Below are 16,703 nucleotides of genomic sequence, written 5' to 3'. Positions count from 1 at the left end.
GGTGGGGGCCATGGCCTCGGCGGCCTTCACGGCCTTGGCCAGGGACGCCAGGCCCTCGGCGTCGGTGCTCCGGCGGATGTGCGTGAACTCGTAGCGCTCCTCCGCCCGGGCGTGCTCCTGCACGTCCATGCGCAGCCTCATCAGCTGGGGCATGAACTTCGGGTCGTCCGTGTCCAGTTCGTCCAGGGCGGCCAGGGTCTCCTTGGCCGCCCGTTCCTCGGCGAGCCGGTCCTCCACGACCTGCTCGCCACCGGGCAGGCCCCGTCGGGCGAAGGGGTGCACGACCTCCTCCTCCGCGGTCTCGTGCACGGCCAGCAGTCGCACCAGGCGCCGGAAGGCCTCGCGGCGTTCCTCACCCCGGCTCTGCTCGACCTCGTCGAAGAGGTTGCGGATGTCGCCGTGCTGGCGCATGAGCAGCGCGACCACGTCGGTGTCCGGGGCCCGGTCGTCACCGGCCTGGGTAGTGTGCTTCTCGGGCATGGCCGGTCGCCTCACTTCTCGCGCATCGCGGGGTCGGGGTGCTCGCCCTCGGACTGCACGCGGTACTCGCGGCCGAACATCTCGTCGTGCTGGACCATGACCCGCTCGCTCGGCGGCTCCTCACCGCCGTGGATCTGCTCCTGCATCTTCTCGAACCGCTCGTGTGCCTCGCGCACGTATCCGGCGCCGAGGGTGGTCAGGTCCATCTGGGTGTCCAGGAGTTCACGCACGTACTGCTTGTTCTGCTCGAAGGTGAGCACGTTCGGCAGCTCCGGCGCGAGCACCTCCTGCGGCTCCCGGCCGTCGTGGCGGCGCATCAGGTCGCAGGCCGTGTGCAGGTGTTCCAGCTCCATGTTCAGGTGCAGCTCCCAGATGGCCTTGACCTTCGGGTCGCTCTCCTGCTGCATGAAGGAGTAGTACAGGTAGCACTCGTTGTACTCGTGGTTGACGAGCTGCTCCCACCAGGTCTCCCCGGGGTCGACGAGCGACTCGTAGTGGGTGACGTGCTCCTCCTCGATCAGCCCGATCTCCTGGTAGAGCTGCCGGGCGATCGGCTCCATGTAAGTGGGGCCGGTGTTCATGTAGAAGTTCATGGTCTGCTGCTCCGCCGCCATGATCGTCAGGGCGTGCAGCTTGGACAACGGGTTCGTCTCGTCCTTGGCGTAGGGGTCGCGGACGTTGTCGACCGGGTCGCGGTGGTGGTACTTCGTCGGGCGGCCGGGCATGACCTCGGTCAGGCCCTCGACGATGGCGTCCGCCTTGCGGTGCTCGATCATCTCGTAGAGGTTGGCGTACCGGTACAGATGGTCGAAGTCCTCCAGCACGCCGAACTGGTAGGCCTGCTTCAGGTACGGGTCCGGCTCCATCCGCGCCACCCACGCCGTCAGGTCCACCGCGACCTGCTCGTAGGCGATCGTCGTCTCCAGCACCGACGACACACCGGGCAGCAGCCAGTTCACCGCCTTCTGCTGCTGGGCCTCGACGTAGCGCGTCCGGGCCAGCTGCCGCTTCACCTCGGGATCGACGGTGTTGCGGGCCAGCTGGTGGCTGAACATGATCGCCTCGACCTCGATGCCGTTCATCGCGATGATGCGGCAGCGGGTGTACGGGTCGCAGCGGTCGGGGTCGATGGGCTCGACGTTCAGCTCGCGCCAGTTGCGGACCTGGCGGTCGAGCGGGATACCTCGCTGTTCCAGTGGGTTGAAGCTCATGAACGGTCTCCTGGGGTGAAGGAAGTCGCGCGCCGACGGAGTGCCCCGCCCGGGCCGGCGCGAACGCGTTCGTCTCCCCCACTGTTTCCGGCGGGTCGGTTTCCGGCCACCGTTCACACCCCAAGCGGGTGCTGACCAGAGGGCCCCTCCGCTCCACCGGCGTCGTGGGAGGCCACGCACACGATGTCGCGCAGACCGAGGCCGGTGCCCTCCGGGTGGGCCGACGGGCAGGCGAGAGGGCTGGCGCAGCGGTTGTCGTGTTTCGCTGCTCACTCACCCGCAGCCCGATGCGCTCCGTTCCGTCCAGCGGCGACACCTGCACGTCGAGGGGACGGTCGCGGGGCGGGTCTGCCGGCACGACGACGTCGGTGAGCAGGGCCCCGACTCCGTGAGGCTTCGAAGAGCCATCGCCGGGTACTTCCACGGCCGAACGTTCCATGGCCGAACGTCCCGCCGACGGAGGAAACGGAGGCATGCAAACTGTGTTGCTGTCCCATTCACTCGATCACGGAGTCCTCGTCATCACGGTCCACCAGGACCCCGGCATCGGCGGGCGTGCCACGCTCCTCATGAGGATCAGCGACCTCGTCCGGGCGTACCGGCCGGAGCCCGTGGTCGTCCTCCTCGACGAGCCGGCCGCCCGGGGCGCGGTGGTCAGCGTGGTCCTCCGCGTCCACCGCCTGTGCAGCCGGCTGGGCACACTGCTGTCGGTGGCCACGCACAGCGCGCCCGTCCGCCGGGCGCTCGAGGCGAACGCCGACACCGCCGGCACGCGACTGGTCGTCCACGCCCGCGCCGACACCGCCGTCGCCGCGGCGTTCGCGGCAGCGGCCTGAGACCGGTTCCGCTGCGTCACGGCATCGTGCTCTGCGCGCTGACCAGCTCGGTGACCGCGCGCAGACCGCCGTGCGCGAGGGCGGCGCGCTGCCGGTCCGCGCCGGTCCCGTCCTGCAGCAGCCGGTGGATCAGGGAGGTGACCTGACGGCTGTCACCGGACGCTTCGAGAGCGGGAGCGACGTGCCGCAGGAACTCGTAGAGCACGTCGCCGGCGCGTTGCGGGGTGCCGTCCGGGGCGATCAGGGTGTCGCCGAGCCCATGGCGGGCGGCGTGCCACATGGCGGCCTGCAGCAGTTCGGGCGCGCAGTCGGGCAGGGGCATGTCGGCGGCCGCTTCCGCCAGTGAGGTCTCCACGAGAGCCCGGATGATCGCGGCGAGCATGACCGCCTCGTCCGCCCGCAGCTGGACGTCCAGGCACCGCACCTCGATGGTGGGGTAGGTCGCCGAGAGCCGGGCCTGCCAGTAGAGCTGACCGGTGTCGGAGATCAGACCGGACTCCTGCAGCCGTTCCACGCGCCGGTCGTAGTCGCCGGCGTCCTGGAAGTGCGGGGGCGTGCCGCTGACCGGCCACCGGCTGAAGATCACCGTGCGCCAGCTCGCGAAGCCGGTGTCGTGGCCGTCCCAGAGCGGGGAGTTCGCGGCCATGGCCGTCAGCGTCGGCAGCCGGAAGCGGACCCGGTTCAGGACCTGCACGCCCGCCTCCCGGTCGGGGACGGCGACGTGCACGTGCGTGCCGTTGACCAGTTGTTCCGCCACCAGTTGCGGCGCCTGGGCGACCATGGCCCGGTAGCGGGCCTGGTCGGTGACGGCGATGGGGCGGCCGTGCCGCAGCGGCGGTGTGCCGCAGACCCCGATCCGGCAGCCGTGCTCCTCCGCGGCCACACCGACGGCGTGCCGCAGCCGCAGCAGGTGGCCGCCGACCTCCTCCAGGGTGTCGCAGACCGGGGTAGCGACCTCGACCTGTGCCTGGAGCAGCTCGTACTGCACCTCCTGGTCGGTCACGAGATGTCCCACGCCCGCGGCGGCGCGCACCTTGTCCGCCTGGGGTACCGGCAGGCCCGTGACCGGGTCGAGCAGCAGGTACTCCTCTTCCACGCCGATCGTCGTCATCGACACCCTCTGTTCCGCCCGGCGCCGGGCCGGATTCCGGCGCGCGGGAGGCGCACCGCACGCGGCCGACCACCTTCCGGGGACCCGCCCGTGGCCTACCGAGTGCCGCACTTGGCCTGGAACAAAACGTGACACAGATGCAGAAAACGCTTACACCGAAAAAGGCCTCCCTTCGGGTGCCGTCCGCCGACCGGGCCGGGTACTCGCGCACCGACCGGTGGCCCGCCGGTCGGCTACCGGCTACCGGCTACCGGCTACCGGCTACCGGCTACCGGCTACCGGCTACCGGCACGGTGCCGGAGCTCGACGCCGGCTTACGGAAGGGAGCGGTCCATGCCCGGGACGATCGAAGAGCAGACGGTGGAGCAACTGGGCGGTCCGAGCAGCGTCCTCGCGCGGCAACGGCGTGATCACGCGGAGATGGACCGGCTGATGGAGAGGTATCGGGCCCTTGCGGAGGGCGAGGAGCGCGAACGGGTCCTCAAGGAGGTCGTCCAGCTCGTCTTCAGCCACGCCTTCGCGGAGGAGACCGTCCTGTGGCCGGCCGTGCGGCGCTCGGTGACGCACGGCGAGGAACTGACCTCGCGGGTCGAGGAGGAGCATCAGCAGATCAACGATCTCGTCGCCGGCATCGAGCGCCTGAGTCCCGGCGCCCCGGAGCGCGAGGAGACGGTGGAGCGCGTCTTCGCCCTGATCCGCCAGGACATCCGAGACGAGGAGGACTTGGTCCTGCCCCGGCTGCAAGAGGCTCTGGACGCCGCTCAGTTGCGCCGGATCGGCACCGCGTGGGAGTCGGTACGCAGAACCGCGCCCACGCACCCCCACCCGATCGTCCCGCGGCGCCCACCCGGTAACGCGCTGCTGGGTGTGCCGCTCAGTCTCTACGACCGGATACGCGACGGGCTCGGGCCGGTCCTCCCCTCGGCCGTGATGAAGAGGCTTCTCACCGGACTCACTGGTCTCCTCGTTTCCGCCGCGGTCGCCGCGATCGTGCGCAAACGGCGTTGACCCACCGCTCGCTCGGACCCCACCGCCCGGTCGAATGGATCACTCCGCCATTCGGCCGAAGGACACTCGACGACAGGCAAGGGTGACGAACCGGAAGCAATAGGTTCCTCCGGGGCGGATCACCGCCCGTGCACCGTTGCTGGCGATCGAGGACTGATGGCGACACATACTGAACCGGTTGCGCCCGTACCCGCGGTGGAGCGCCGCGGCCGAGGGAAGGTGGTCGTCTCCTGGCTGACGACCACCGATCACAAGAAGATCGGGCACCTGTATCTGATCACGTCGTTCGGTTTCTTCCTGGTCGCCGGGGCGCTGGCGATGCTCATCCGGGCCGAACTGGCCCGTCCGGGACTGCAGATCGTCTCCAGCGAGCAGTACAACCAGGCGTTCACCATGCACGGCACGATCATGCTGCTGCTGTTCGCGACGCCCACCTTCGCGGGCTTCGCCAACGCGGTCATGCCGCTGCAGATCGGCTCGCCCGACGTGGCCTTCCCGCGGCTGAACATGCTGTCGTACTGGCTGTTCCTCTTCGGCGGCCTGATCGTGCTCGGCAGCTTCCTCACTCCGCAGGGCGCCGCCGACTTCGGCTGGACCGCGTACACCCCCCTCAGCGGCGGGGAGCGCACCCCTCACATCGGCGGCGACCTGTGGATCATGGGGCTGGCGCTGTCCGGCTTCGGCACCATTCTCGGCTCGGTCAACTTCATCACCACCATCATCTGCATGCGCGCCCCGGGCATGACCATGTTCCGGATGCCGATCTTCACCTGGAACGTGCTGCTCACCTCGGTGCTGGTGCTGCTGGCCTTCCCTGTCCTGGCCGCCGCGCTGCTCGTGCTGGAGGCGGACCGGCGCTTCGGGGCCCAGGTGTTCAACGCCGAGAACGGGGGCGCGGTCCTGTGGCAGCACCTGTTCTGGTTCTTCGGCCATCCCGAGGTGTACATCCTGGCGCTGCCGTTCTTCGGGGTGATCACCGAGATCATCCCCGTGTTCGCCCGTAAGCCGATCTTCGGTTACACCGGTCTGGTCGGCGCCACCGTCTCCATCGCCGGGCTGTCGGTGACGGTGTGGGCTCACCACATGTTCGCCACCGGCGCGGTACTGCTGCCGTTCTTCTCCTTCATGACGTATCTGATCGCCGTGCCGACGGGTGTGAAGTTCTTCAACTGGATCGGCACCATGTGGCGGGGCTCGCTGTCGTTCGAACCACCCATGCTCTGGGCGCTCGGCTTCCTGGTCACCTTCCTCTTCGGGGGCCTGACCGGTGTCATCCTGGGCTCCCCGCCGCTCGACTGGCACGTCACCGACAGCTATTTCGTGATCGCCCACTTCCACTACGTGCTGTTCGGCACCATCGTGTTCGCGATGTTCGGCGGATTCAGCTTCTGGTGGCCGAAGATGACCGGCACGATGCTCGACGAGCGTCTGGAGAAGATCCACTTCTGGACGCTGTTCGTCGGTTTCCACACCACGTTCCTGGTGCAGCACTGGCTCGGCGCCGAGGGCATGCCCCGCCGCTACGCCGACTATCTGGCCGCCGACGGTTTCACCGCCCTCAACACCGTCTCCTCGATCGGCGCGTTCCTGCTCGGTCTGTCGACCCTGCCCTTCCTCTACAACGTGTGGCGGACCGCGCAGAAGGGCGAGAAGGTCGAGGTCGACGACCCCTGGGGCTACGGCCGCTCCCTGGAGTGGGCCACGTCCTGCCCGCCGCCCCGCCACAACTTCCTCACGCTGCCCAAGATCCGCTCCGAGTCCCCCGCCTTCGACCTGCGTCACCCGGACCTGGCGAGTTTCGACGAGGCGGAGAACACCGGGCGGCGGGATGTGCTCGACGCCGAGGGGCACAAGGGCGACCGGCGGTGAGACGCGGCAGGCGCGTGACACCGGCCGGTGAGCCGAGCAGCGTTCTGGCCGACGAGACCGAGGGTTACCTTCTGGCCCACGCCCACCGCCACCAGGCGCAGCAGGAGGCCGAGGAGCTCTGCGCGCGGATGCCGTGGCTGACCACGGCCCAGGCCGAGGAACTCACCGCCCAGTACGTCCGCCGACGCCTCGATGTCACCCGGCAGCTGATGCTCGGCACCGTGCGACGAGCCGCAGAGCTGCGGCAGGAGTACGAGAGCCGCTACGCCGAGCTCAAAAGGGCCCTGCTGCGGCGACACGCGGCCGGCGCCTGCGCGGTCCTGACCTGCGCCGCCGGGGTGGGCACGGTGGCCGCTGCGCTCGTCCGCTGACGGTCCGGATCAGCGGCGGTGGCCGTTCTCCCGGGGAAGCGGCCCGACGTCGGCATGGCGGCCCGGGCGGCGGGCGGCGTGGCGTTCACCCGGGCCGGGGCCGTTCCGGGCCGCCAGGGCGTCGGCCACGGCACCGGTGACGAAGCCGTAGACCGCCTTGTGCAGGACGTCCACGACGAGTTCCGTACGGGGCCAGGTCGGGGGCGGGGCGCCGACTCCGGTGGCGTTCTCCAGAATCTGGTCGTTCGTGAGGCGGACGACTGTGAACTTGGCGGACGCGACGGGCCCGCGCAGCCCGGACTGGGCCATGATCGAACGCAGCACACCGAGCAGGGCGGCCTGGCCGAAGTGCATGGCCCGGTTGACGGACGGCGCCTGGGCGCCGGGATGTTCGGGCAGGCCGGTGAGACGCTGGAGGACCCGGGCGGGCACATGGGAATCGGGGCGGCCGGTGACGACCTGCTCGATCTTCTCGCCGAGCGTCATCGCGACACCTCCGGCGGTGCCGGCGACCAGCCCTTGCCACAGTGCGCGCCTGATCATGCGTCGGCGGGTACCCCGGCGGCCACGGCCTCACCCACGAAAGGCGCTCCCGGCGGTTCTCAATGACCGTACGGCGACTGGAAGCAGCCGGTCTCGGGGTACGGGCCGCTGTTCCCCGTTCAGGCAGCGGCCGACGCGCTGCCGCGCAACCGCGTAGGGGTAGCGCTTCGCAGCTGCCGTCGCCGAACCGGAACACGGCCTACCGGGGCTCGAAGTTTCGCATGCCATTCGGAAACTCGCAGGGCCAGGGATGCGAGACGCAGGCTCGAACATCCCAGCGCTATGGACACCCTCCTGGCACAGGCTCCTGACCTGCCACGATTCGGCAATACCACGTCGAATGTTTCGCCTTGCGAATCGAATCCTGCGACAAGGATTGACGGGCCGCACGGGCCTCCTATCATCCAGAGTGCTCGACGAGTCACTGCGCGTTCGACATTCCGAACGGAATGCAGCACTCCACTCGCACACAGCAAGGCACCTCCGGTAACGCCACACCACGCAGCGGCCGAACCACGCGGAGAGAACGCCACACAGGGATATGTCATGGCCTCATCAGACGCGGTCCCGTCGCCGCGCCCTGACTCGCGGAGCTGACCGACCCTGCTGTGGGGAAGCGCTTCCGGTAGGAGCGCTCCCCCCTTGGCTCGCCGCCGATCTTCGGACGCACCCCCGACAGAAAGCCGAGGTACCCGTCATGCGTCGCAGACTCCTCGCCCTGGTGGCAGCGCTCTCCGCACTGCCGCTGGCGCTCGCCGCCGCCCCGACCGCCCACGCGGCGGACCCGACGACCATGACCAACGGGTTCTATGCGGACGCTGATTCCAGCGCGAAGCGGTGGGTCGCCGCCAACCCCGGTGACGGCCGGGCGTCCGCGATCAACGCCTCGATCGCGAATGTCCCGACGGCCCGCTGGTTCGGCTCCTGGAGCGGCACCATCGGAACCGCCACCGGCGCGTACGCGGGCGCCGCGGACGCCCGGGACAAACTGCCCGTCCTCGTCGCCTACAACATCTACAACCGCGACTACTGTGGCGGACACTCCGCGGGCGGAGCCTCCTCGCCGTCCGCCTACAGAAACTGGATCGCCCAGTTCGCGGGCGGGATCGCCGGCCGCCCGGCCCTCGTCGTCCTCGAACCGGACTCTCTCGGGGACTACGGCTGCATGAACCAGGCCCAGATCGACGAACGCGAGAGCATGCTGACCGGAGCGCTCGCCGAGTTCAGCCGCCAGGCGCCCAACACCTGGGTCTACCTCGACGCCGGCAACCCCGCCTGGGCGGGCGCGGCGACCATGGCCCGGCGTCTTCACGAAGCGGGTGTCCGGCAGGCCCACGGCTTCTCGCTCAACGTCTCCAACTACCTGACCACGGCCGAGAACACCGCGTACGCCGACGCCGTCAACAGGGAACTCGCCGCCCGATACGGCTACACCAAGCCGTTCGTCGTGGACACCAGCCGCAACGGCAACGGCTCCAACGGCCAGTGGTGCAACCCCGCAGGCCGCCGTACCGGCACTCCCACCCGGCTGGGCGGAGGCGCCGAGATGCTGTTGTGGATCAAGGTGCCGGGCGAGTCCGACGGCAACTGCGGCGTGGGAAGCGGCTCCTCGGCGGGGCAGTTCCTCCCGGAGGTCGCTTACAAGATGATCTACGGCTACTGATCCCTCACGCGAACCCCCGGCCGAACCGCCGCCTGCGGCCCACCCGGCGATGGGCCGCCGGCGGCGGTGTCGCGACGTGGAACCGGCGGGCCGGACATCGACATCCCCTTCCTGCCAGTCGCTTCCTGATTCCTCCGAGGTATCGAGGTCGTACGGTGCGGCGTCTGCTGCTGCGCGGCGTCCCCTCTTCCCGGGGAGCCGTGGCGCTGTGGCGGGCCTAGGCTGGAAGCGGCCGCTGGAAACGAGCCCCGATGGGGACCGCTGTCCGGACGGAGGCGTGCCGCGTGGAGATGGCCGGCAAGCAGGACGCGCCCACTGCCGTTGTCGTGGTGAATCCGGACGGCCTGGTGAGCGGCTGGAGCGACGGGGGCCGGCTGCTGCTGGGCTGGACCGCGGAGGACACCGTGGGGCGCCCCGTGACCGATCTGCTGGTCGATCCCCCGCCCCCCGGCTTCCCCGAGGGTTATGGCGCCGGCCCCGGCTCCACGGGGTTCACAGCACTGCGGCACCGGGACGGTTCCACGGTGGACGCCGTGCTGGCCGCCCACCCCCTGTTCGGCCCCGACGGGCGGGCGATGGGGCACGCGGTGACCGTCCAGCGCTGGGGACGCCGCCCGGTGATCGCCGACCGGGCCTTCGAGCAGTGTCCCTTCGCTCTCGGCGTCTACGACCCTGAGCTGCGATTTCTGTGGATCAACGACTCCTCGGGCCGGGTGATAGCGCACTCCGAGGAGCAAGTGCTCGGCAGGAAGTACCGCGAGGTGCTTCCCGAGTTCGACCGCACACTGTTTCCCGAAAGGGACGACAAGCCCTACACCGACACGCTCTCCGAAGTGGCGAGGACGGGCGAGCCCGCGCGTCTCATCACCGTCTTCCGCCCTCACGGCAGTGACTACGCCAATGCCTGGGCCACCAGCATCTGGCCCGTCCGGGATGCCCAGGGACGGGTCCGCGCGATCGCCAACTGGGGCTTCGACATGAGCGCCGAGTACTGGGCCCGGCAACGCCTGCTCATCCTCAACGAAGCCAGCGGCGGCATCGGCCGGACGCTCGACGTGATCGGCACCGCCCAGGAACTGGCCAGGACCCCGGTGCCGGGGTTCGTCGACCTCGTCAGCGTGGATCTCCTCGACGAGGTGCTGCGCGGGGAGGAACCCCCCTCGGTGTCCGCCTTCACGTCCGGCGAGACGATCAGGCTCGGCCGGGCCGCCCAGCACAGCGCGAAGGACGATGCCGGCCGGGTCGCGGGGCCCACGACACCGGTCACGCACCCTGCCGGTTCCGTCGCCGCCCGCTGCCTGACCACCGGCAGGTCCACGGTCGAGCTCGCCGCTGAGCCCGGCCAGGGCGGCGAATGGGCCTTCGGTCCCGGACTCGCCGCCGACCCGGCCCACTGGCCACCGGGCAACCCGGTGATCGACGGATCCATCGCCGCCGCGGGGATGACCGGCCGGATCACCGTGCCCCTCCGGGCACGCGGCGCGCTGCTCGGGGTCGTCTCCTTCTCCCGCCTCGACCGGCCCGAGGCCTTCACCGCCGACGACCTGATCCTCGCCGAGGAGCTGACCGCCAAGGCGGCCGTCGCCATCGACAACGCCCGCCGGTACTCGCGCGAGCGCGCCACCGCGCTGACCCTGCAACGCAGCCTTCTGCCGCAGGGGCTGCCGAACCAGGAGGCGGTCGAGGTGGCATCCCGCTACCTGCCCGGCGGGACCGGCACGGAAGTGGGCGGTGACTGGTTCGACGTCATTCCGCTGTCCGGCGCCCGGGTCGCCCTGGTCGTCGGCGACGTCGTCGGCCACGGCCTGCACGCCTCGGCCAGCATGGGCAGGCTGCGCACGGCGGTCCGCACGCTCGCCGACGTCGACCTGCCGCCCGACGAGCTGCTGACCCACATGGACGACCTGGTCCTGCACCTCGCCAGTGACCATGAGCCCGACGGCCACTTCCAGTCGACCGGCGAGTCCGGCGCCACCTGCCTGTACACCGTCTACGACCCCGTCTCCCGCCGCTTCACCTTCGCCAGCGCCGGCCATCCGCTGCCGCTGATCATCTCCCCGGACGGCACCCGCACCCCGGTACCCGCCCATCCGGGGCCGCCGCTCGGCCTCGGTGGTCTGCCGTTCGAGGCCGCCGAGCTCGAACTGCCCGAGGGGAGCCTGCTGGCGCTCTACACCGACGGGCTGGTGGGGAGCCACGAGCGCGATGTCGATGACGGGGTCACCGAACTGCGGCGGGTCCTGAACCACTCGGCCACCTCGCTGGAGGCGCTGTGCGACACGGTGATGGACGGCATGCTCCTGGAGAGCCGGACCGACGACGCCGCCCTGCTGCTCGCTCGCACGCGCGCGCTGGATCCCCACCACGTCGCCGACTGGGACGTCGAGCCCGACGCCGCGCAGGTGCCGCACGCCAGGAAGTTCGCCGTCGACCGGGTGGACGCCTGGGGCTTGGAGGACGCGTCGTTCGTCACCGAACTGGTCGTCAGCGAGCTGGTCACCAACGCCATCCGGTACGGCGAGCCGCCGATCAGACTGCGGCTGATTCGCGACACCTCGCTGATCTGCGAGGTCTCCGACGCCAGCAACACCGCCCCGCACCTGCGCCGGGCCCGCGTCTTCGACGAGGGCGGCCGGGGTCTGTTGCTCGTTGCCCAGCTCACGCAGGGGTGGGGCACCCGGCACACCGGCAACGGCAAGACGATCTGGTGCGCGCAAGCGCTGCCCGGCCACCGGCGTCCCGTACTTGACGGCTCGTGAGCGGAGTCGGGGACAGTCAAGATCGACAACTGGTCAAACGTAATGTGGCCTGCGAAGCTGGAGTTCAAGGGCTCATCTACTAGGTTGTCTAGGAGGTTCCCGTGAAGATGCTGATCAATGTCCCGGAGACCGTGGTCGCGGACGCGCTGCGCGGTCTGGCGGCTGCCCACCCGGAGCTGGCCGTGGACGTGGAGAACCGGGTGGTCGTGCGGCGGGACGCTCCCGTCGCCGGGCAGGTGGGGCTGGTCTCGGGCGGAGGCTCGGGGCACGAGCCGTTGCACGGTGGCTTCGTGGGCCCCGGCATGCTGTCCGCGGCCTGTCCGGGCGAGGTGTTCACCTCCCCCGTGCCCGACCAGATGCTGCGCGCCGCCGCCGCTGTGGACAGCGGGGCCGGCGTGCTGTTCATCGTGAAGAACTACACCGGTGACGTGCTCAACTTCGACATGGCCGCCGAGATGGCCGAGGACGAGGGCATCCAGGTCGCGAAGGTGCTGGTCAACGATGACGTGGCGGTGACCGACAGCCTGTACACGGCCGGGCGGCGCGGCACGGGCGCGACCCTGTTCGTGGAGAAGATCGCCGGCGCCGCCGCTGCCGAGGGCATGCCTCTGGAGCGGGTCGAGGCCATCGCCCGGCAGGTGAACGAGGCCTCCCGCAGTTTCGGGATCGCGCTGAGCGCGTGCAGCACCCCGGCCAAGGGCAGCCCGACCTTCGATCTGCCGCCCGGCGAACTGGAGTTGGGCATCGGCATCCACGGCGAGCCCGGCCGGGAACGGCGCGCCATGATGACCTCCGGAGAGATCGCCGAGGCGGCCGTCGAGGCGGTGGTGGAGGACCTGCAGCCGCGCAATCCGGTGCTGGTCCTGGTCAATGGCATGGGTGCGACGCCCCTGCTGGAGCTGTACGGCTTCAACGCCGAGGTGCACCGGGTGCTCGCCCAGCGCGGCGTCCCCGTGGCCCGCGTCCTCGTGGGCAACTACGTCACCTCCCTGGACATGGCGGGCGCGTCGCTCACCCTGTGCCAGGTCGACGAGGAGCTGCTGCGGCTGTACGACGCGCCGGTGAAGACCCCGGGTCTGCGCTGGGGTGTGTGACACACAGGAGGTAGAGGATCACCACGTACCTACCAGGCAAGGAGATCCAGTGCTCGACGCCGATTTCTTCCGCCGTTGGATGACGGCCACCGCCGCGTCCGTCGACCGTGAGGCGGAACGGCTCACCGCCCTCGACTCCCCCATCGGGGACGCCGACCACGGCAGCAACCTCCAGCGCGGGTTCACGGCCGTCGTGGCCGTTCTGGAGAAGGAGGCCCCAAAGACGCCCGGCGGGGTCCTGACCTTGGCCGGACGCCAGCTGATCTCGACGGTCGGCGGTGCCTCGGGGCCGCTGTACGGGACGCTGCTGCGCCGTACCGGCAAGGCCCTGGGCGATGCCGACGAGGTCAGCGCGGAGCAGCTGGCCGAGGCTTTCCGGGCGGGGGTGGACGCGGTCATGACGCTCGGCGGTGCCGCCCCGGGCGACAAGACCATGATCGACGCGCTGGTGCCCGCGGTGGACGCGCTCGACGACTCGTTCACGGCGGCCCGGACCGCCGCCGAGGAGGGCGCCGTGGCGACGACGCCCCTGCAGGCACGCAAGGGCCGGGCGAGCTATGTGGGCGAGCGCAGCATCGGCCACCAGGACCCGGGGGCCACATCGGCGGCGCTGCTGGTCGCCGGACTCGCGGAGGCCGCCGGTGAGTGACGGGCAGCTGGTGGGAATCGTGCTGGTGTCGCACAGCGCTGAGGTGGCCGCGTCGGTCGCCGAGCTGGCGAAGGGGCTCGCCGGCGGTGGCCCGGCGGTGCCCGTCGCTCCGGCGGGCGGCACCGAGGGCGGTGGGCTCGGGACGAGTTCCGAACTGATCGCCGCGGCGGCCGCGTCCGTCGACCGTGGCGCCGGGGTCGCCGTCCTGACCGACCTGGGCAGCGCGGTGCTCACGGTGAAGGCGCTGCTCGCGGAGGGCGACGAACTCCCGGAGGGGACTCACCTGGTGGACGCGCCCTTCGTGGAAGGGGCCGTGGCCGCGGTCGTCACGGCGTCCACCGGGGCGGACCTGGCGGCGGTGGAGGCGGCCGCCACGGAGGCGTACACCTACCGGAAGGTGTGAACGACGGCTGCGGCCGGGCACACCCGGCCGCGGCCACGGCCGTGACACGCCGTGAGCCGCTCAGTCCGCGTCCGCCCGGCTCCCGTCGGCGAACCGCCTTGCCACCCGCTCCCCCTCCGCCACGGCCGCCGCGTGGTCCTCGATGGGCGACACCTTGGTGTTCTTGAAGACGATGTAGGTGACGCCGGAGGGTACGCCGCCGCCGTGCGGATCGGCGCGGATGCCGAGGGCCTTGGCGGTCGCGTAGGACGCCTCCCCGATGATGCCCTGCGGGCCGGTGTCGCCGACGACGGCGTAGTGCACCCGGTCGCGGTGGACGACGGCCACCACCGAACCGCCGCCGATGCCGTGGTCCCGGTAGTCCCAGAGACCGCTCGGCGCGGGTACGACGATGAAGGGCAGGCGTTCGGCGCTCAGCGGGCGGCCGTCGGACTGCGCGTAGGCCGTACTCGCGGCGAAGTACGGGTCGGTGCGGCGGTTGCAGCGGGGGCCGGGGCGGCCGTCGCAGTCGATGTCCATGTCGGCCTTCCAGAACACGGCGTCGCGGGTGCCGCAGACCGGGATGTTCGCGGGTGCGCCGTTGTCGCTGCGGTAGCGGCCGCGCGAGAGGGGAGCGCAGTCCCGCACTCGGGCGAGCAGTTCGGCGGCACTGACGGTGCTCTCGCGCCATACCGCTGGGTGGGGTTGTGCGGCGGGCGGTGTCGTCGGGGCGAGGAGGGCGGCGCTGGCCGCGGCCAGAGTGAGCGACTGGACACGCACGATACGGGAGCCTCTCGTGGGGGACCTGACGGGCACTCAGCCCAATCTGGGCCCGGGGCGATCACCCGGCCACCCTTGGGGGGCCGGACGGTGCACGTCCCCAACCCCCGACAGGGGCCGGGGGCCTGAGTCCGTGTCAGGCTTCGGCCGCCCGGCCGCCTGCGCCGGCGCGGGATCTGCGACGACAGCTGTCCGCGCGACAAGACCGAACTCCCAGGCATCGGCGAGGAGTTCGGCCGTGAGGACCTTCAGCATACGTAACTGTCCCGGGTGGTCGCGCCCGGCGGTGGTGCGTGCCTTCTCCGGGAGCTGGTTCCGCGCCACGGACCCCGCCCTCTTGATGTGATCGCGCCAACAGCGCCATATTGGTCCGGACCATTCACGTGTGCCACCCCTGGGAGGCAGTGCCGTGCGAAGCCGTTCCGCCGCTCCCTCGTCCCTCCTGCGTCACCTGGCGCTCTGCGGCGCTCTCACGCTGGTCGCCTCCTGCGGCTGGGCCGGAGCGGAGGAAGGGGACGGCGGTGCCGTGCCCGGCGCGCCCACGGGTGTCACCGCCGCGGCGGGCAGCGCGACGAGTGTGCACGTCATGTGGAACGCGACCGGCAGGGCGGAGGTCTACGAGGTGTATCGCGGCACCACCAAGGTCACCGAGGTGCCGGGTTCGAAGCACATGGTGGACGTCACCAGGCTGCGGCCCTCGACGCGGTACGCCTTCTCCGTCCGGGCGCGCGACGCCGGCGGGCGACTCGGGCCGCCGAGCCGCACGGTGCGCGCGAAGACGCCCCCGGCCGTCGCGGACGACCGCTCCGCGCCGACCCGCCCGGTGGCGCCCGAGGGCCGGGCGGCCGGAAGCCGGGCCGGCCGGCTGTCCTGGTCCGCCTCCACGGACGACCGGGGTGTGGTCTCGTACGACATCCACCAGGGAGCCACGAAGATCCACAGCATGGGCGGGGGCCACACGGCCACCGTGCTCACGGGGCTGCGGCCCGGCGCGGACTACACGTTCACCGTCCGGGCCCGGGACGCGGCGGGCAACGTCTCCCCCGCCAGCTCCACCGTCCGCCTCACCACCCCGGGTACGGACGACGGACGCGCCACGGCCCCCACGGGCTTCCGGGCGACGAGCCACCGCGAGGACGGGGCGTATCACGTCGGCCTGAGCTGGGAACCACCCCGCGTGGACGGTGAGATCGCCGAGTACCAGATCCAGCTCGACGGCCGGCCCGCCACGTCCCTCGTGTACGGCGGCAGCGTGCCGCGCGACCGGGCCGTGTACAGCTTCTACGTGGGGCGGAAAGCCGGTGTCACCCACCGGGTCCGCGTCCGGGCGATGCTGCCGGACGGCACCTGGGGAGGCTTCTCGGCGGAGCGGGCGGTGACGACGGGCGCGGGGCGCTGACCACCCTCGGCATCGGCCGGGAGCGGGGACCCGTCACCTGCACGGAGGCGCTCGGAGTGCGGCGGAGGCCGGGGGCGCATTGGCTGACCCCGAGGCAGCACGGGCGTTCCCCGACCCTCGGCGGCGCAAGGGATGTACCGCCAACCGTGCCGCCGGAGGGCAGTCCACATGCGCAACTCATCGCCAGTTCTCCGCTCCGGCCTGACCGTGGCAGTCGCTGCCGCACTGCCCCTCGCCCTGGCCTCGGCCGCTGTCGCGGGCCCGGGCATCTCCGTGAGCACCACGGGGTCCACGGTGTCGGTCACGACCAGCTCGTGCACGCAGATCAACGGCAGCTGGGGTACCGCCTCGCTCCTGACCAGCAGCCAGGGCAGCTTCGCCCAGGGCCGCCAGGTGACGCTGTCCGGGACGTCCACGAACCAGTCCGCCGCCTGGTCCAGCGTCACCGCGGGCACGTACACGGTGATCGTCATCTGCTCGGACGGCACCACCGCCGGCACTCAGTCGGTCGTGGTGTCCACCTCCCCGTCCCCCTCGCGGTCCGTGAC

General features: G+C 71.0%; 16 protein-coding genes. 11 read left to right on the top strand and 5 right to left on the bottom strand.

Features of this window, described 5'->3' with window-relative positions; all coding sequences use genetic code 11:
- Together C1J00_RS21590 and C1J00_RS21585 are read right to left on the bottom strand one after the other, a co-directional pair.
- Positions 1-480 (bottom strand): hemerythrin domain-containing protein (locus C1J00_RS21590; RefSeq protein ID WP_102910716.1); only part of this gene is annotated, 480 nt, incomplete at its 3' end.
- Positions 481-491: 11 nt separating this feature from the next.
- Positions 492-1,691 (bottom strand): hypothetical protein, encoded by a 1,200-nt coding sequence (locus C1J00_RS21585; protein WP_102910715.1) that lies wholly within the window; start codon positions 1,689-1,691, stop codon positions 492-494.
- Between the two features lie 485 nt (positions 1,692-2,176).
- Between C1J00_RS21585 and C1J00_RS21580 the strand changes: the two genes are divergently transcribed.
- Positions 2,177-2,527 carry a hypothetical protein gene (locus tag C1J00_RS21580; RefSeq protein WP_102910720.1) on the top strand — a complete coding sequence of 117 codons (351 nt, stop codon included), beginning with the start codon at positions 2,177-2,179 and terminating at the stop codon, positions 2,525-2,527.
- Positions 2,528-2,543: 16 nt separating this feature from the next.
- Here the strand turns inward: C1J00_RS21580 and C1J00_RS21575 are convergent, their stop codons facing one another.
- Positions 2,544-3,638 carry a carboxylate-amine ligase gene (locus C1J00_RS21575; RefSeq protein WP_102910714.1) on the bottom strand — a complete coding sequence of 365 codons (1,095 nt, stop codon included), beginning with the start codon at positions 3,636-3,638 and terminating at the stop codon, positions 2,544-2,546.
- Between the two features lie 333 nt (positions 3,639-3,971).
- On the opposite strand from C1J00_RS21575, the gene C1J00_RS21570 reads away from it, so the two are divergent.
- The 3 genes from C1J00_RS21570 (at position 3,972) to C1J00_RS21560 (ending at position 6,886) form a co-directional block, all read left to right on the top strand.
- The gene (locus C1J00_RS21570) at positions 3,972-4,646 is read left to right on the top strand and encodes a hemerythrin domain-containing protein (protein WP_102910713.1); all 675 of its coding nucleotides are present in this window, start codon (positions 3,972-3,974) and stop codon (positions 4,644-4,646) included.
- A 156-nt stretch (positions 4,647-4,802) separates the two neighbouring features.
- Positions 4,803-6,515 carry an aa3-type cytochrome oxidase subunit I gene (gene ctaD / locus C1J00_RS21565; RefSeq protein WP_102910712.1) on the top strand — a complete coding sequence of 571 codons (1,713 nt, stop codon included), beginning with the start codon at positions 4,803-4,805 and terminating at the stop codon, positions 6,513-6,515.
- The gene (locus C1J00_RS21560) at positions 6,512-6,886 is read left to right on the top strand and encodes a hypothetical protein (RefSeq protein ID WP_245936441.1); all 375 of its coding nucleotides are present in this window, start codon (positions 6,512-6,514) and stop codon (positions 6,884-6,886) included. The genes ctaD and C1J00_RS21560 overlap by 4 nt, the downstream gene beginning before the upstream one ends.
- A gap of 9 nt (positions 6,887-6,895) precedes the next feature.
- Here C1J00_RS21560 and C1J00_RS21555 read toward each other — a convergent pair whose 3' ends face one another.
- Positions 6,896-7,429, bottom strand: coding sequence for a hypothetical protein (locus tag C1J00_RS21555; protein WP_102910711.1), 534 nt, complete (start codon positions 7,427-7,429; stop codon positions 6,896-6,898).
- Positions 7,430-8,126: 697 nt separating this feature from the next.
- Here C1J00_RS21555 and C1J00_RS21550 point away from each other — a divergent pair.
- From C1J00_RS21550 to C1J00_RS21530, 5 genes are all read left to right on the top strand, one after another.
- The gene (locus C1J00_RS21550; RefSeq protein WP_102910710.1) at positions 8,127-9,092 is read left to right on the top strand and encodes a glycoside hydrolase family 6 protein; all 966 of its coding nucleotides are present in this window, start codon (positions 8,127-8,129) and stop codon (positions 9,090-9,092) included.
- A gap of 251 nt (positions 9,093-9,343) precedes the next feature.
- Entirely contained in the window at positions 9,344-11,851 is a 2,508-nt protein-coding gene (locus tag C1J00_RS21545) for a SpoIIE family protein phosphatase (RefSeq protein ID WP_245936440.1), read from the top strand.
- Between the two features lie 101 nt (positions 11,852-11,952).
- Positions 11,953-12,945, top strand: coding sequence for a dihydroxyacetone kinase subunit DhaK (gene dhaK, locus C1J00_RS21540; protein WP_102910709.1), 993 nt, complete (start codon positions 11,953-11,955; stop codon positions 12,943-12,945).
- A 49-nt stretch (positions 12,946-12,994) separates the two neighbouring features.
- Positions 12,995-13,594: a dihydroxyacetone kinase subunit DhaL gene (gene dhaL / locus C1J00_RS21535; protein WP_102910708.1), complete on the top strand. Its 600-nt coding sequence runs from the start codon at positions 12,995-12,997 to the stop codon at positions 13,592-13,594.
- Positions 13,587-13,997 carry a PTS-dependent dihydroxyacetone kinase phosphotransferase subunit DhaM gene (locus C1J00_RS21530; protein WP_102910707.1) on the top strand — a complete coding sequence of 137 codons (411 nt, stop codon included), beginning with the start codon at positions 13,587-13,589 and terminating at the stop codon, positions 13,995-13,997. The genes dhaL and C1J00_RS21530 overlap by 8 nt, the downstream gene beginning before the upstream one ends.
- A gap of 60 nt (positions 13,998-14,057) precedes the next feature.
- Here C1J00_RS21530 and C1J00_RS21525 read toward each other — a convergent pair whose 3' ends face one another.
- Complete coding sequence (locus tag C1J00_RS21525) at positions 14,058-14,756, bottom strand: glycoside hydrolase family 75 protein (protein WP_102910706.1); 699 nt, start codon at positions 14,754-14,756, stop codon at positions 14,058-14,060.
- A 409-nt stretch (positions 14,757-15,165) separates the two neighbouring features.
- Between C1J00_RS21525 and C1J00_RS21520 the strand changes: the two genes are divergently transcribed.
- Both C1J00_RS21520 and C1J00_RS21515 read left to right on the top strand, forming a co-directional pair.
- A complete protein-coding gene (locus tag C1J00_RS21520) occupies positions 15,166-16,155 on the top strand; it encodes a fibronectin type III domain-containing protein (RefSeq protein ID WP_180989639.1) in 990 nt (329 codons plus the stop codon).
- A gap of 168 nt (positions 16,156-16,323) precedes the next feature.
- A partial coding sequence (locus C1J00_RS21515; protein ID WP_102910705.1) for a hypothetical protein occupies positions 16,324-16,703 on the top strand: 380 nt, incomplete at its 3' end.

This window comes from Streptomyces cahuitamycinicus, assembly GCF_002891435.1.
GTDB classification, from domain to species: Bacteria; Actinomycetota; Actinomycetes; order Streptomycetales; family Streptomycetaceae; genus Streptomyces; species Streptomyces cahuitamycinicus.
Note: the sequence above shows the minus strand (reverse complement) of the source record. Positions and strands in the feature narration are given on the sequence as shown.